This window comes from Erwinia piriflorinigrans CFBP 5888 (genome assembly GCF_001050515.1).
GTDB lineage: Bacteria > Pseudomonadota > Gammaproteobacteria > Enterobacterales > Enterobacteriaceae > Erwinia > Erwinia piriflorinigrans.
In genome coordinates, this window is sequence record NZ_CAHS01000014.1 from 381,526 (window position 1) to 397,133 (window position 15,608).

16 protein-coding genes are annotated in these 15,608 nt (G+C 49.7%); 5 read left to right on the top strand and 11 right to left on the bottom strand.

What is annotated here, in order from left to right; all coding sequences use genetic code 11:
• Positions 1–8: 8 nt before the first annotated feature.
• The 3 genes from EPIR_RS07925 to EPIR_RS19185 all read right to left on the bottom strand — a co-directional run bounded on the left by EPIR_RS07925 (position 9) and on the right by EPIR_RS19185 (position 3,819).
• Positions 9–1,535: a phosphoethanolamine transferase gene (locus tag EPIR_RS07925; RefSeq protein WP_167337183.1), complete on the bottom strand. Its 1,527-nt coding sequence runs from the start codon at positions 1,533–1,535 to the stop codon at positions 9–11.
• A 469-nt stretch (positions 1,536–2,004) separates the two neighbouring features.
• Positions 2,005–3,447 (bottom strand): glucosyltransferase domain-containing protein, encoded by a 1,443-nt coding sequence (locus EPIR_RS07930; RefSeq protein WP_023654823.1) that lies wholly within the window; start codon positions 3,445–3,447, stop codon positions 2,005–2,007.
• 237 nt (positions 3,448–3,684) lie between these two features.
• Positions 3,685–3,819, bottom strand: a complete 135-nt coding sequence (locus tag EPIR_RS19185) for a hypothetical protein (protein ID WP_023654824.1) — start codon at positions 3,817–3,819, stop codon at positions 3,685–3,687.
• Between the two features lie 219 nt (positions 3,820–4,038).
• On the opposite strand from EPIR_RS19185, the gene EPIR_RS07935 reads away from it, so the two are divergent.
• The 3 genes from EPIR_RS07935 to EPIR_RS07945 all read left to right on the top strand — a co-directional run bounded on the left by EPIR_RS07935 (position 4,039) and on the right by EPIR_RS07945 (position 5,182).
• Positions 4,039–4,419, top strand: a complete 381-nt coding sequence (locus tag EPIR_RS07935) for a putative holin (RefSeq protein WP_023654825.1) — start codon at positions 4,039–4,041, stop codon at positions 4,417–4,419.
• Positions 4,406–4,693, top strand: a complete 288-nt coding sequence (locus EPIR_RS07940) for a phage holin family protein (protein WP_023654826.1) — start codon at positions 4,406–4,408, stop codon at positions 4,691–4,693. The genes EPIR_RS07935 and EPIR_RS07940 overlap by 14 nt, the downstream gene beginning before the upstream one ends.
• 183 nt (positions 4,694–4,876) lie before the next feature.
• A complete protein-coding gene (locus EPIR_RS07945; protein WP_240987352.1) occupies positions 4,877–5,182 on the top strand; it encodes a hypothetical protein in 306 nt (101 codons plus the stop codon).
• A 206-nt stretch (positions 5,183–5,388) separates the two neighbouring features.
• Here the strand turns inward: EPIR_RS07945 and EPIR_RS07950 are convergent, their stop codons facing one another.
• The 3 genes from EPIR_RS07950 to ldcA all read right to left on the bottom strand — a co-directional run bounded on the left by EPIR_RS07950 (position 5,389) and on the right by ldcA (position 7,548).
• Entirely contained in the window at positions 5,389–5,634 is a 246-nt protein-coding gene (locus EPIR_RS07950) for a DinI-like family protein (RefSeq protein ID WP_023654828.1), read from the bottom strand.
• Positions 5,635–5,932: 298 nt separating this feature from the next.
• Positions 5,933–6,607, bottom strand: coding sequence for an MBL fold metallo-hydrolase (locus EPIR_RS07955; protein ID WP_023654829.1), 675 nt, complete (start codon positions 6,605–6,607; stop codon positions 5,933–5,935).
• Entirely contained in the window at positions 6,604–7,548 is a 945-nt protein-coding gene (gene ldcA, locus EPIR_RS07960; protein ID WP_023654830.1) for a muramoyltetrapeptide carboxypeptidase, read from the bottom strand. The genes EPIR_RS07955 and ldcA overlap by 4 nt, the downstream gene beginning before the upstream one ends.
• 193 nt (positions 7,549–7,741) lie before the next feature.
• Between ldcA and emtA the strand changes: the two genes are divergently transcribed.
• Positions 7,742–8,377 (top strand): membrane-bound lytic murein transglycosylase EmtA, encoded by a 636-nt coding sequence (gene emtA, locus EPIR_RS07965; RefSeq protein WP_023654832.1) that lies wholly within the window; start codon positions 7,742–7,744, stop codon positions 8,375–8,377.
• 3 nt (positions 8,378–8,380) lie between these two features.
• Here emtA and EPIR_RS07970 read toward each other — a convergent pair whose 3' ends face one another.
• Positions 8,381–9,118, bottom strand: coding sequence for a flagellar brake protein (locus EPIR_RS07970; RefSeq protein WP_023654833.1), 738 nt, complete (start codon positions 9,116–9,118; stop codon positions 8,381–8,383).
• Between the two features lie 188 nt (positions 9,119–9,306).
• Here EPIR_RS07970 and EPIR_RS07975 point away from each other — a divergent pair, with 188 nt between their 5' ends.
• Positions 9,307–9,555: a GlsB/YeaQ/YmgE family stress response membrane protein gene (locus tag EPIR_RS07975; RefSeq protein ID WP_023654834.1), complete on the top strand. Its 249-nt coding sequence runs from the start codon at positions 9,307–9,309 to the stop codon at positions 9,553–9,555.
• Between the two features lie 93 nt (positions 9,556–9,648).
• Here the strand turns inward: EPIR_RS07975 and treA are convergent, their stop codons facing one another.
• The 4 genes from treA to EPIR_RS07995 form a co-directional block, all read right to left on the bottom strand.
• Complete coding sequence (treA, locus tag EPIR_RS07980) at positions 9,649–11,325, bottom strand: alpha,alpha-trehalase TreA (protein ID WP_023654835.1); 1,677 nt, start codon at positions 11,323–11,325, stop codon at positions 9,649–9,651.
• A gap of 293 nt (positions 11,326–11,618) precedes the next feature.
• A complete protein-coding gene (argC, locus tag EPIR_RS07985) occupies positions 11,619–12,548 on the bottom strand; it encodes an N-acetyl-gamma-glutamyl-phosphate reductase (protein WP_023654837.1) in 930 nt (309 codons plus the stop codon).
• Positions 12,549–12,744: 196 nt separating this feature from the next.
• A complete protein-coding gene (locus EPIR_RS07990) occupies positions 12,745–13,467 on the bottom strand; it encodes a DUF3142 domain-containing protein (protein WP_023654838.1) in 723 nt (240 codons plus the stop codon).
• On the bottom strand, positions 13,437–15,590 hold the full coding sequence (locus EPIR_RS07995; protein ID WP_023654839.1) for a PA5441 family protein: 2,154 nt from the start codon (positions 15,588–15,590) through the stop codon (positions 13,437–13,439). Before EPIR_RS07995 ends, EPIR_RS07990 begins: the two co-directional genes overlap by 31 nt.
• Positions 15,591–15,608: the final 18 nt, after the last annotated feature.

Consider the following 15,608-nt stretch of genomic DNA (forward strand, 5'->3'; position numbering starts at 1 on the left):
GCATTTGATTACATGACGGGTTCATTTATTAAATCCGAATAGGATTTAATATTATGATCGAAATCGATAACCTTTATCTCATTGTTTTTACATTTATTTATCTCAATAGGGTTACATGTTTGAGCAATCGTATTTTCACGTGATCCCGTCCAGAAAAGGTAAAGAGATAAAAAATCCATTGCAGAATACGGAAGTTCTCTCACAGCCCGTCTGGTTGAATCATAAGAAGTGATAAACAGTGGGACGCTGAAGTTTTGCTTCGTTTTATCTCCGTGAGTGAGGGTGAGCGTACTCTCGTTCTCTTTACCTACAAAAGATAATCCATGATCTGAAAAATACATCAGTGTCCATTTTTTGTTCTCTTCATTTGCCGCTTTTGCGATATGGGATAGTAAAATGTCGGTGTTTTTTATCGTCTGAACATAGCATGATAATGTTTTGTTCACATAAAAGTCATCATACTTGTTGGCTGTGCGAGTGCAGAAGTTAGAATGCGACCCCATCAAATGGACCACGATTAATTTATTTTTGCTGTTAGTTTGTAGTGCAGTCTTTATATAAGGGAATAATTCCACGTCATCGTGGTTCGTCGCATCATATTCGCCCTTTTTGATGAATACCGGGTGGTCTGCCTGTTTGCCAATAGCTGAAATTTGAGAATCGTCATCCCCGTAACTTCCCTGGTTAGATATCCACCATGTATCTAAACCTTGCTTTTGTGCAAGACGGATAAGATTGTTCTGCGGCTTGTTATGAACGGAAAAGGATGTTGACAGAGACATTTGTGTAGAACTTGCCGCAGAAATATATTTGTTAAAAATGGTCCCGTTTACTGAACTCATGAAGGGGGTGTTATTTATTTTGAATCCGTAAGCCCCCATAAAATCCCGGCGTGCACTTTCACCGACAACAAGAATATAGGTGTCAAATTTATCACTGGCATTAGTTGGTGTCAGGGTGGTCTTTTTATTTATCAGTGATTTAAGTCTGGAGTTATCTTTGTTTACGGTGATCGCTGCATCACAAAATCTTTTTATAAATTTTACTGGTGTAAAGTCAATTTCCATCTCACCCTTAGTTGTTGCGCTGGATATTGGACGGAATAACAAAATGCTAAGCAATATGAAGAGTGTTAACTTACGGTGTTTAATATCCAGCAGGCTTGAGTTTTTCAATAGAACAAGGGTGATAAATATAACCGTGGCGCTAAAAAGATAGTAGGTAAATGGTATAGCTGAAAGAAATTCTAAACTTTCTGAAAAATTCGAGTGGCCTATTGATAATAATATATTGATATTCGGTGAGCCATATAAGAATGAAATGGGGGCATATAGAGATGATATCGCACTCAGGCTTAGAGTAACTATTGAAAAAAGATATTTTATGGGTGAGGTTATGATTAGAAGTAAATAAATGACCAGTGCATAGCAAGGCCGAAGAGAAAAACCAAAAGAAGAATCAAAAAGTATTGAGAATATGATAGCCAGTAAATGAATTAAGATGGGTTTAAAACTTCTCGTGTGCTTATCATGCATGAATGTCAACCTGTCCCTGATTTTATTTAAGAAGCCTCGTAAGAGGCTTAACATTTCCATCTTGGTATTTTATCAGCCAGTTTCGGCAAAAAAAAGCTAACGGTGCGTTATTATCAGGGTGTTTCGGAGTATATCAGGATTCGTTTAACTTTTGTTTAAACGAAGTCATATGGACTCGTACCATTAGCACGGTATTGCAATTATACTGCCGCGTCTTGATGGCCATATAAATGCGGATGAGCTTATTTTTCTAAGTGAAAAGTGGGGCATCCAAACTATCCAGCTTATTATTGCAAAATTTATTGGAGCCAGCCCTAATATTAATTCCTTTTACTTGCTATACTGCGCTTGAGCCAGGTAAGTCCTCGCTAAGGGGCAAGATTTTTTCTGTCTGTCGAACGAGTGAATCCACTCAGAAAGAGGCTGCGGGCATCAAAACTATACGTCCGCAACGCCTGTTATTAGCTCGTCAAAGAATACTGTTACCTAATTTTATTACCGCTAAATCATTTTTTATGTAGATGCAATATTCTGGATTACAAACGGTGGGTTCAGTTCCTTTTTCCATGATATGCTGAAGGATTTTCTTATTATCATTTTCTTCACCATAACCATGAGTTGTTTGGGTGAGTCCTTTATTGATTAGTTGAAATGAAGCTAAGAACTGTCCTGCTGGACTAACAAAATAGTTAATAACAGGCTTGTTGTTAATCAATAATTTTGCCCGTTCGTTAAGATTAACCTGCCCTGTTGTGAGGATAGTATTTATGCCCGGATGGTTTATCAGATCTCTGGTAATCATACTAAAAACAAAATCCTCATATTCGTACTGCGACTTTATGGTGCTACTTAATTGAGCACTGAAGGCAAATGCTGTGATGACAGGGATTAAGGAGATATATCTTAATCGCGGAGAGAGATAGACTACTGGAATGGAAATGAGAATAAATATCACCGAAAATGTCACTATTGCTCTTGGCAATACAGGGGCATCCTGAAGAAAGATTGTTGGCCCCATAAGAGACATTAAAAAGATAAGTAATGCCAAAGTGGCTGGCAGTAAGAATGAAATTGCTTTTATTTTTTTTTGATATATGTTAAACGCTATTAATGTCACTGCGACCAGTAAAGGTAACAGGAAATAAATATACGATGGCGCATAAAAATAAGATGAAACAAGATCTGACAGTTCATTGACGGTGTGAGATATTTTGTCGAAACCCTGGCTGTCAGGCGTCACTAATTTTGCGCGTGTATTGTTTTTAGGTGCAAATAACACCATATAAATAAGATTGAATAGAATAAATAAAATGGTGTTTTTGACGATAAGATGTAAGGTTTTTTCAATTTTTTTATGGTTTTTAAATGCGATGATCAATACATCAATGGCAAGCAGTGCGATGAAAATATTGGTGCATGGCTGATATAATGTTAATGCCAGTATTCCAGCCGTTAATTTTAATGTTGTTTCACGAACTGCGCTATTGTTGCTATAGGTATAAGACAACACGGCGAGTAAAAATGCTAAGGCCATCCCCAATGAATCGTAGCGGTAAGCCAGGTTTTGTAATAAATAGGGGTTAAATATCAAAAGCGACGCGATGAAATTAGCGTGTGGAACATCTTGTTTTATCAAATGCTGACTAAGTAATAAGCATGAGGCGCCAATCAATAAGCAAGACACTATCATGGTGTAGGGAAACAGGTCGAGATTATAGTGGCCACTGGCGGAAAGGATTTTCATCAATATGTCGGCTACTGGTCTTCCCAGCCCACGCCATCCATACTGGCCTGTAATTGCTCTGTCTAAATCATCACGGTAGAAAACACCCGCCTGGATGAGCGGATATAAAAAAATCAATGTCAAGCATGAGTATAATGCTAATAATTTTCTGTCGTTTATACTGATCATCAAAATTTTATCTCATTCATTTATTATATTAGGTGGTCTTTTTTTGTTTCCGCGTAAGTCCTGACAAAATACTTGCCAGGTAAAGCTATGCTTGTGAATTTTATCACGCTTTGGGCATAGAATAGTACCTGTATTGGTGGGTACAGTGTACCACTGTCCGAATGGGGATATAGAGCCGTATCGCTTTTCGGCCAACACGGGATCCCCCCTTATAGCCGAGCTTAGCGCCTCAAACAGTCAGATATTTTCAAATGTTGTACGTAAGAACAGGCGGAAGTCACCCAAATTCTCTTCAATTTCAGAAGCGCTGATTTTATTGTCAGGCCTGAAGTAGCCACGCAGCTTTTTGATTCGAGTTTCTGGTTTGCTCATGTGCCTGGTCCGGAGGCGGTAAGGTCATTAGTTGCCCGGCAGGAGGAAGTGACTAAGCGTTGAAGGAACTTTGAGCAAATTTCTACCTGGTCGCTCACGCGTACGCAAAATGCGATGTAGTGTTAGCTAAATGGCCGTTTCACAGGAAGTGGAACCCAGCCACCAGGCCCGGCGTAAGCCATCCCTGAAAAGTCATCTGGAACGGTAAAGGGGGGCAATATGGCAGCATCATTTTTTGCATTATATCTGGGCAGCGTATTGACGGCTGTCGGCAGCGTCGTTGGGGGTACAGGCAGTACGGATTACTGTGTTCTATTTGGCGCTTTTGCGGGCGCGGTATTTTATGTGACCACCGCGGCATATATGAAAGTCACCAGGCGTGCCGCCAATTTCTTAGTCTCCTGGATAGTTGGCGTATATGGCGCCGGCCTGGTCGGGGCAAAGTTGGAGCAAATCCTGGGGTATAGCGAAAGGCCACTGGATGGTTTGGGTGCTGTATTGCTTTCTGCATTAGCCATTAAAACGCTGACTTTTTTCAGCCAGCAGGATCCCTGGAGCTGGTTCACTCGTTGGAAGGGAGGCTCACATGATAATAAGTGATTTAATGGTCATGATTAATGTCGTGCTTTGTACTGCAATAGTGGTTCGCTTGATGTTCTTTTGCAAACCCGGTGCCCGGCATCAATGGTGGGCATCGTGGCTGGCTTATCTGATTATCCTGGCATACGCATCTGTTCCCTTTCGCTTTCTGTTAGATGGTTACACTCAAACACATTGGGCTATTGTGATGATCAATATGATTTTGTGTGCAGCGGTGTATCGAGCCAAAGGTAACGTGGCGGTGGTTTTTGCCGTGTTGCGCCCCCGCCGATAAATAAAAATAATCAGGAGATGGCTTAACCGAAGTGCCCTGATGTGGTTTGTGGATAATGAATGAAAATACGCTGAAAATATAGACAGGAACAGGCAAGCGTTTCCCATTCCCCCCTTAAAAACAGCTAACTTTTTATTGGGTTTAATCCGAATTGCTGGGTGGAAGCGGGTTTTTAGGGCAAAAATGGCTAAAAAACAACCCTTGATGAGGCCTGAAGCGATAAGCGGGGCTTGTGCTTACGGCGCGCGGCTCCGTAGAATAGCCAAAAGAGCAAATCAGGAGAATATCGTGTCTGAAACGGTGGCAGGTGAATATTATTCAGAACGGCTGGAAGAGGCGAAAAATATCGCACTTGGTTGGCGTATCGTGGGGCAGGTCCCGCCGCAAAACCTCGCTGAGGCCATGCTGATGCTGCGCGACAGCTCTGCATTTGCAGCAAAGGTATGTGATTTACTGACAGAAGAACTGAGCATGTGTCAAAAACGTTAGCCCGGCGATATCTTACATTAGCGCGGTTGAAACAAGATCAGGGATTTTGTATAAGCCGCTTTATCGCCAGGGAATCTGACAAATTGACAAGAAATAAGGCTGGCTGACCCATGCCGAAAATGGTCGACAAACCAGCAATCTGGCTTAAACGATGCCTTTGTCCTGTGGCTGTCGGCAGCATGCCTGCCATTCGCGGGCGAAAGCGATCAATATTCTGTTGATACCAGCCACTGGTCGGCTTCTTCGAACATCTCTTCAATGATACGCAGCAGGGCGGATTTATCACTTTTGCTGGCATCGCTTTTTACACTGTTAGCCTGCATGGGTTTTACCTTGACCAGTGCATCAGGAAACACGCGTTGAACCCGCTTTTCCAGCTCGCTGTGAATTAACTCCTCAGCGTTAGCCAACCCGGCGACGTTGCGCTTGTCATAGATCAATTCAACAAACATTTTTACTCCTTATTTTAGCTGTATAAAAATACAGGCATGTGCTTCCGGGTTCAATGACTATTTTAGATTTATGCGTATCTTCATGCAGGGATGGTATTACCGCATAGCGTTGCTATTGCCATAGCAGACGATAACACGGCAGCGGTGTTCAGAATTTCATCTGGGAAATCAGGTGGTGCGTGTCCAATCGGGCATTAAAGCTTCCATCCGGGTGGATGCGGTACTCTGACAAGCGTCGGGGGGGCGGTTGGAGTGCCCGATGCAATGAATACGGGTTAAAGAGAGGGCGTATTCTGACTTAGCCACCGTCATTCGATGCCCGACCGAGGCATAGATCCCACGGGTTGTTTTCTGCTTCGTCCAGCAATGCCAGCCATTTGCGCAAATCGACTTCCTGCCATCCCTGGTGCCCAACCGTGCTGCTCATCAGGATCACGTCCGGGCGCAGCGCGCGATAGAAGTTCAGTGTCTGATGCAGGTCATGTTCGTTACTCTCGGCAGCACGCACGGTCACCCAGCGATGATGCGACAGGGTGACGGTATCACCGACAAAAAGATAGGTTTTTCCGTAGGGTGAGGCGTAGAGGAAGCTGGAGCTGCCGGGCGTGTGTCCTGGTGTGGGTACGACATGAAAACTTCCGCAGTGCACCTCTGCCGTGGTGAATGTCGCATCAGCTTCTGCATAGCGACTAACGTGGCCCAGAGCGCGTGCATGACAGTACAAAGCACTGTTAAAACGTTGTTGTATTTGACGAGTTGCCGGCCCTGCTTCATGCCAATGCGTCAAATAGTGGCGGATGATACCGCCGCGATCGGCAATTGCATCGTGATCTAATGGATTTTCCACGCGGGATATCAGGATGTTGCCGCGCAAATGCTGCAATAAAAACCCGTGCATCATCAGCTCCGGTTCAATTTTATTGACGGTAGCTTCTGGGGTGCAGATCCACAGATCTTCATACAGCTGCTTCATGCCGAGTTCCCCGGCGATTGGGCCAGCACCGGATGCCCTGATATCTGTAGTACTGCGGACGTTCCGTTAACCGCCAGCAGGCCCTGTGCGCCGATGGGCAGCGTAACCGTGTCGTCATCGTGGCCGAAGGCCAGCCCTGTCACCACCGGTAATCCGGTCAGGTCACGGATCAGGTTCCACACGCTGGCGAAATCGTAGCCGTTATCATAGGTGCTTAACGTTGCTCCGCTAAAGCTGCCGATAATGAGAGCACGCTGTCGGGCAAGAATACCGCTTTGGTGTAGCTGAAGCAGCATGCGTTCAATGCGGAAAGGGTGCTCATTGACATCTTCAATGACCAAAATGCCCTGTTGAATATCGGGCATCCAGGGCGTACCGATCAGGGAAGCGATCATTGCCAGGTTACCTCCCCACAGGGTACCGCTAACCTGAAGTTGCTGCGGTGACGTTTGCCATTTGAGCGTCAGCTCAGGCTCTGTTAACGCCCGCCAAAAATGGCTAACGGTAAATTCAGACAAAATCTCGGCACCAAAATTCCCTGTCAGCATGGGCCCACTGAAGCTCTGCACGCCACTTTGTGCCAGCAGTGCCAGCTGAATTGCCGTGAAGTCACTGTGGCCGCAGATTGCCAGCGGCGAATTGTGCAGACGCTGGCGTAGCGCTGGGTAGTCGATGTGTGGTAACAGGCGGCTGGCTCCGTAGCCACCGCGTACCGCCAGCACAATATCCGGCAGCGTATCCCTGTGCGACAGCGCGTTAATATCGGCCAGACGCTGGCTGTCATCGCCGGCAAAACGCCGATCGCGGCGGGCGATAATGCCGCTATTATCGACCTGATGGCCTGCCGCCTGCAGACGCGCTATGCCGCGTTCCGCAGCAGCCGAATTTTGGCAGAAGCCGGAAGGGGCGACCAGATGAATGGTTCGTGGTGTTATGGTCATCATGTTCCCTAAGACGATTTATTATGCGCGCAGTGAATTATTTGCCACCTGGCGCTGTCCAATTTCTTTGATGATGACGAATCGGAGCGGCGAAGTCATCAGCCCGTAGCACAATTTAAGATTAACGGTAATTTTCCGATGGCGGCTAAGCCGTATGATAGGTGCCAGGCTCAGGCGGAGAGGATAAAAAAGCGTGAGAAAAAGCGTGAAGGTGGCGACGCTCGTCGCAATGTTGTTGCTTGCGGGCTGTGCCGGTAAGCCAGAAAAAGAGATCGCTCTCAGGCCCAATACGCCGTTAACACAGGCGCCTCCGGCAATGGTGGCGTCAGCGTGGTCGATGATGACTGAACAGGCAGCACGGCGAAACGGAGTGGATCAGAAGCTTGTCGAGGCGATTATTGCCGTCGAATCGGGCGGCAATCCAACGGTAGTCAGTAAATCGAATGCGGTTGGATTGATGCAGATTAAAGCATCCACGGCAGGACGCGAGGTTTACCGTGCGCAAGGCCGGGGCGGGCAGCCGACCAAAGCCGAGCTGCGCGATCCGGTGAAAAATATTGATATTGGCACGGCCTATCTGCGCATCTTACAGCAGCAGCAATTAGCCGGTATTCGCGATCCCAAAACCTTGCGTTATGCGACGATTGTTTCATACGCTAACGGCGCGGGTGCGTTACTGCGCACCTTCGCACGCGAACGAAGTCAGGCGATTGCTATGATTAATTCCATGAGCCCAGAGGCTTTTTACCAGCATGTGCAGAAGAGGCATCCGGCGGCTCAGGCCCCTCGCTATTTGTGGAAGGTGACCACAGCCTACCGTACGATCTGATGATTACTGAAAGCGGTTGGCTTTATCTCTGGCCAACCGCTCCAGAGAGAAGATAACCTGTTGTAATTCACGCTCCTGTGCCGCATTCAGAGAGAGAAAGCGCAGGCTTAGGCGTGGGGTGACTATCGTTTCGCACTTGTTTCCCACAACGCTGTGTTTGCCTATGCTGATCACCTGCGCATCAACGACAAAACGCCCATACTCGCCCATCTCCAGGCGCAGTTTTTTAATGTTGTCACCGCAGTTCAGAGAATCGGCAAAGGTACTATCCGAGAGCACGCCAACGCCCCCAATCGACAGATCCTGTAAACGCAGACGCCTTTCACCAGAGCCATCTGGCCAGGGAACATAGCAGTAGTAAAGCGGGTTGAGGGGAGCATTTACGCGGAAATATTCGCGTCTTTGAATCATCTTAAGCTGGTCAGGTAGTGCGGAGGTAAAGGCGGGCAGTCCCTCATATTCACCCATCTCTAATGAGGGCAGGATTAATTCAATTCTGGCCCCACGGGTGTCAGCAACGATATGCAGTTCATTCGCCTCTTTTGCCAGCTGATTGTCATAGTCATTACTGCCAAAGTCGATAACCATGCTGGTTTTGTCAACATACAGTAGCCGGGTGATAAACTGACCACGCGGATGTGAAACCCGCATCGGCGTCTGATTTTTCAGCAGGTCGCGCAGCACTCCCAAGACTGCCAGTGCCCCTTGTTTTAGATACTGCTCTTTATCATCCTGTTCCACAGCTGCTCCCATCTCAATAGATAACGTGCTTCAGTAACGCATATCGGCGCCGCTGCCCAGGTCTTTACAAAGAATTTAGCAAAATAGTAAGATACCTTGGATTTGAATCACAGAATTGGAAACATCGCCTATACTTACAGCGTTTTACGGGTTGATGAATTTAATCAGAAGAAATTAAGGAGTTTGCAATGGGTATTCTTTCATGGATCATCTTTGGTCTGATCGCAGGTATTATTGCCAAGTGGATTATGCCGGGTAAAGATGGCGGCGGATTCATTATCACTGTGGTTCTGGGAGTCATTGGTGCGGTTGTAGGTGGCTGGATCAGTACTTTCTTTGGCTTTGGCCGGGTAGACGGTTTCAACTTCGGCAGTTTCGTTGTTGCGGTGATTGGCGCCATCGTGGTGCTGTGGATCTACCGCAAAGTGCGCAGCTGATTCAGGCTGTTGCAGCAATCGGGGAGGCTTAGGCCTCCCCGATTTTTTATGTCTCCAGGCCTGATATGCCGGGAGATAACGTTAACTAAAGCGCTAGTGAGATGCTTTTTCGCTGTTGAGGTCTTTGGCATTGTTGCAGGTCAAGCCTTTCGGGCAGTAAAGATCCATCAGTTTCAGCGTTACCGCGTTAGTCCAGCCAAACCCATCCTGTAGCGGATATTCGCCACCGTGCGTCAGCGCTTTACCCTTCACCACATACTTTTCGACCAGCTTATGTTCTTTATCGTAAGTCGCCTGCACGCTATTCAGAAAGCGCAAGCCAATTTCTTTTGCCAATGGCTCTTGACCGTAATGGTTAAGGCCCTCGACGGCTACCCATTGCAGAGGCGCCCAACCGTTAGGCGCATCCCACTGTTGGCCGGATTTGAGGGTGGTCGTGACCAATCCGCCCTCTGTCAGCAGGTGCTTTTTCACCGCACTGGCGGTACGGGTTGCGCGATCGCCAGTGGCGGCCTGCAAATATAGCGGGAACAGAGTCGCCGCGGTGAGCTGCGGGCGCACGCTGGATCTCTGCCAGTCGTAATCGGCATACCAGCCCTGTTTCTCATCCCACAGGTAATTGCCGATTGCGGTTTGGCGACGTTCGGCCAGCTGCTCAAAACGCTGGCTGGCGGGGTTGTTATTCTCTGTTTTATAGGCGCGTGCAAGTGTCTTTTCCAGGTGGAACAGCAATGCATTAAGATCGACCGGCAGGATCTGCGTGGTGCGGATAGTGGTGAGATCGTCTGGCTTATCGAACCAGCGCGAACTGAAGTCCCAACCGGACGCCGCGCCAGCGCGCAAATCTCGGTAGAGTTGCGCCTTATCACGGCCTGATGCCTGTTGTGCCGTGTGAGTATCTTCCCGCCAGGATTCGGTACGAGGGACATCACGATCGTCCCAATAGCGATTCAATATTGTGCCATCGCGCAATTTCACCACGCGCTGAGTGGCACTACCAGCCTGAAGCGTGTCGCTGTCTGCGCCAGCCATCCAATAGCGATACTCTTTTTCCAGCTGAGGACGATATTGGCCGTAAACCTTATCACCGGCGTGCTGAGCCAGCAGATCAATCATCATGCTGAAGAAAGGCGGCTGCGAACGACTGAGATAGTAGCTGCGGTTGCCGTTGGGGATATGACCAAAGGTATCCAACTGATAGGCGAAGTTATCGACCATATGCTGTACGCGCTCCCAGTGGCCGCTTTCTGCCAGCCCCAACATGGTGAAGTAACTATCCCAGTAATACACTTCACGAAAACGACCGCCTGGAACCACATAGGGATTGGGCAGTGGCAGCAGCGAATCCCACTGATTTTCGACCTTATCGGAGCGCGTCAGTACTTTCCATAAACCGTTGATATGCGCGCGCAGGCTTTGCCCTTGTGGAGACGTGTAGACGTCATCGGTGGCTGGCAGGGAGAAGTTGGCGGCAACGAAACGTTTGAGATCGAAATTACGCTGCATTTTCTGCATCTGCCAGTCGGAGAGAATCATCATGGGGTCGCTTTTGGGTATGGCATCAGCAAAAGTTTTCTGATCCGGATAGAGGTTTGCTGCCTGCACCGCGCTAAACAGCGGCCCCAAACGGACATCGGGCGGCTGGGGAATGGCATTGAAAACGGGCTGATCTTCTTGTGCCCGCACGGTGCAACTGGCTGCTAACGCGCCAGATAGCAGCAATGAGGCCAACAGCGGGACGGACGATTGGTGCCTGAAGGGTCTTCTCATCGGGTATTCTCCTTTACCATGACGGTTCTGAATGCTATGGGAAATATACAAAACCTTAGACAAAATGTGGCGAAGCAGGAGAATGAGATCGACAAAGTGTGAATCAGGCAGGAATTTTAAGGGGACAAGGGATAATGGCGCGGCCTAACGAGAATGACTGACGGGTGTGCAATGTGCCGCCAGCCACCCGTTATCGTGCCAGCAACCATTCTGTCGAGGACCAATGAGCGATGCGGCGAAAAGCGTGCGGCGAGGATAAGCTGGCGAGAGCGATCGTTTCCTCGCCATGTACCTTACAGGTTGACGCAAGTCTCTTCCGGCAGACCCAGCATCAGATTCAGGTTCTGCACGGCGGCACCTGAAGCGCCTTTACCCAAGTTATCCAGACGTGCCGCCAGGATACACTGACGTTGCTGCGCATGGCTGAAGACAAAGAGTTCCATATTATTGGTATTGTTCAGCGCTTCCGGCAGCAGGTAAGGGGCATCCCGTTCATCCATGGCGTTCAGGGGGTTAACCTGAATAAACTGCTGGCCGGTATAATAGTCTGCCAGTGCCTGCTGTAGCGGCTCGCCGTCGATGTGATTTAAAGGGATAAAGACCAGCATACCCTGAGCATAGTCACCGACCGCAGGCTGGAAAATGGGTCGGCTACTCAAGCCGCCCCAGGCCTGGATCTCTTTAAGATGTTTATGATCGAAGCCCAGGCCGTAAGCAGCATAACCCGTACCCGCCTGTCGATATTTTTCAATCATCTGATTGCCACCGCCGCTGTAACCGGAAACCGCGTTGATGGTCAGCGGCTGGTCTGCCTTTAACAGCCCATGTGCAGTCAGTGGAGCCAGCAGGGCAATCGCTCCGGTGGCATAACAACCCGGGTTGGAAACATGGCTGGCGGCGTGGATTTTCTCACGTTGTTCAGGAGCCAACTCGGGCAGGCCGTATACCCATCCGCTATCAACACGGTGAGCAGAGCTGGCATCCAACACGCGTGCGCCTACTTCGTCAGCCAGGGCTACAGCATCACGCGCAGCGGCATCCGGCAGGCAAAGGATAGTGACGTCAGCTTGTTTCATCAGCGCCTGACGGGCGGCAGCATCTTTACGCTGCGCCTCGTCAATTTGGAGCATGTCGATTTGAGGATGACGGGCTAACCGTTGCTGGATCTGCAATCCGGTAGTGCCCGCCTGGCCATCGATAAACACGCGATATTTCTGACTCATTACAGTCTCAGCCTCGGGTAAGTAAAAACAGTGCATCAGATTATGCGAGATTTAAGACCCAGGGTAAACACGGATTGACTGATTATCTGTTTTAAATGCATAAGCAGTCATTTAAGGCGGGCGATGAGCGGAGCGGATCGGTGAATCAGCACGCTGCTCCCTGACTCCCGGAGCGGTCAACGGCGGCTGATGATGTTTAGCGGGAATTAAGCATAAATACCACGATGCCGCGATACCAGGGGGAGGCGAGTAGATGCTGTTCATCCTGCTGTTGCCACTGACCATGCTGCACAACCCCGAGTCGGAAGGGAATGCGAAGTCCGGCCAGTGCCGGGAGATAATCGGCGTAATTGGGTACCGTGTGACGCCCCTGATAACTCTGAACCACCAACTCATCAATGGGTAAGGCATTTAGCGTGGCAACTTGGCCGGTTTTAGCCCAGTCCAACAGCCCGGTTACTCCAAGAGCATATTCAGCAGGCATTATTTTTCGCACCCGTTGCAAAAACTGACCGTAGTCCCCAAGACGCCTGGTGGCGGCATCAAAATCGATTTGCAGGCCAACAACATGATTCCCCGCCAGCCGCCAGCGCTGCACCAGGCGCAGGATACGCGCCAGCATCTCATCGGGGACATCCAGCGTATTGAAGCGAACGGTTAACCAGATCTGCGGGAAAGTTAAGCGGCTCACCGGCAGGCCCAGGCGTTCGAACGTTACCTTGCCCTGGCGGGTGACCACTTCTCCCTGATGAAGATAAACGATGCGTGCGGCACGCATTTCTGGCCCGGGGCTGACCCCGGACCACAGCCAGAATGCCTGATAATCCACGGCGTTGATCTGCGGTAATGCCCCCGCAGCCGGGCAAAACAGGGCACCAAGCAGGCTGATTACCAGTAATATTTGAGTTTTTTTGCCCATTTGCTGCCCGGATACTCACTTTTTAACTGATTAAACCAGCGTTTACGCTGCGCCTTGCTGACTTCATCGCCGCCACAGCCGTTATACCCCGATGGGGCATAGCACATGACGGCGCGGTATAACGCATAGCTTTTATCTTCCGGTTCAGCGTTATTATTAAGAATGACCTGTTGGTAATAATGCTGTCGGTCGGGTTGCCCTCGCGGGCGGTCGTCCTTCAGCACGGTGTCCAGCGCACCGTTGCCTCCGGTCTCTTCCCACAGACTTACCGCTACCGCAGTGGTGCGGAAAAACTCGCCAAGGCAGTTTAACGCGTGGCTGTCGTCAGCGTTTTGACCCAGGCGGGTGACAACATCCTCCAGTCGAGGACAGCTATAGCCCGTAGCTGCCTGCTCTCCTGACCAGTTAAAGTGGCTCACCTGCACATCGTCAAAGGCTTCAGCTTCAACGGGGTGGGCGATAGCGCGAATGAGATTTTTATCCTGCAGCCAGTCCGTATAACGTGCTTCGGTTAAATCCGTGACCAGCAGCGTATGCAGGGCAATGGTGCGTTCTTCATTGTTGGGGCCAGCGCTCACCTGCTGGCGGAGGAGTTCTGGCGCGGCGCGCGTTTTGAGCACCAGCGAGCGATAGCGCAGGCTGGTCACCTGACTGTCGGGCACAAAAATCTGTGCAGCCTGGTTATCTTGCACCAGCACGGCGGCAAGCCTGGCCTGTAGAAACTGCTGTTGTTCTGCGTCCTGACTCAGGGTGAGCAGATGTGACCAGTGTTTGCGTGCCGCGTCCCGCTGCTGTTGTGCCATCAGTGCGTCGCCGTACAACACCTGCTCACTGAACAGGACAATATCCTGTGAGGGCAGGGAGGTTATCGGCTGAATCTTATCAATCACCCCGGCATAATCGCCGGTGCGGAATGCCTGCATCACATTGAGGTATTGCCATAACCGTTGATGCCCGGAGCGCGAAAATAGGGGTTCGAGGCTGTCGAGAAACGGCCGATCGACGCAGGGAAGTTTTTGTTCACAGGGATTGATACGCATCAGGCGCAGCGCCTGGGTGAAAGTCAGCAATGGCGCATCAGGTGCGCTGATAAAATGAGTATCGCCTCTCTGATCTTTGCTTTGCAGCTTCGCATCGTTCTCTGCCACCAGGGCGATCAGCCGATCGCTACTGTCAGCCTGGGTCAGCGCCTGCTCATAGAGCTGAGCCAGCGGTTCCCAGTCTTCCAGATACCAGTAAATGCGGCGCAACATCCCCTGCGCAGAGAGCGCATACAGTCCCTCCGGCTTTGCTGCCAGATAAGCCCGATCCGCCGTCAGTGCCTCTGCTGCCGCATTTTTATCAATTTTTTTCACGTCGAAATTGCCGTATTCGCCGTTGGCATTCTGGCTGCTTTGGTTTAACGCGGTCCGCATCAGCATATAGCTGGCGGTCTCTGCCACCCAGGGCTGTGTCGAGGATTGTAAGCGGGTGAAGGTCTTTTTAGCGGCAGGATAGTTACCCTGATAAAAATCGCTGGAGGCCAGCAAATAGTCAGCGAATGCACCTGCGGCTGAGTCTGTCGGGAAGTTCAGCGCTTCAATCTTCTGTCGGCTTTCCGGCTTTTCTGACAGCGCGATGCGTGCCTGTGCCAGCGCCCGTTTCTGCTCAGGGGGGAGCGAATTATCTGCCAGTAAGGCATTTACGAAACGAGAAAGGGTTTCTGCGGAATTGGAGACGTGGCGATCTTCTGCTTCTTCGTCGTCGAACTGCGAGGTTGCTGGTGGAGTATAATCAAGCCCCATCCCGGTGAGTAATTGCTTCAGAGAGGAGACGGCTGTCGGGGTACTGTCGGTCGTCGTCGGGACTGCGATCGGTGACTCATCGTGAGCACCGAAATAGTAATTCCGGCTGCGGGTGATATCCACTGGCACAGGTTGTAATGGCAGGGCGAGATGTTTTTTTTCACTCAACAGCCGTAACAGGTTATCCCGGGTATCATTGGTGATGCCCAGCACCGGCGGGCTGGTCAGATAACAGCCGGCAGTCCCCCACAGGCAGCCAAAGCCGTCTGAGGAGGCAAACGTTTGGAAACTGGCCATCAGCGGTGCCAGCACGGACAGGGCTATCGTTTTTTTTCGCATATTCACTATCCAGCAGAA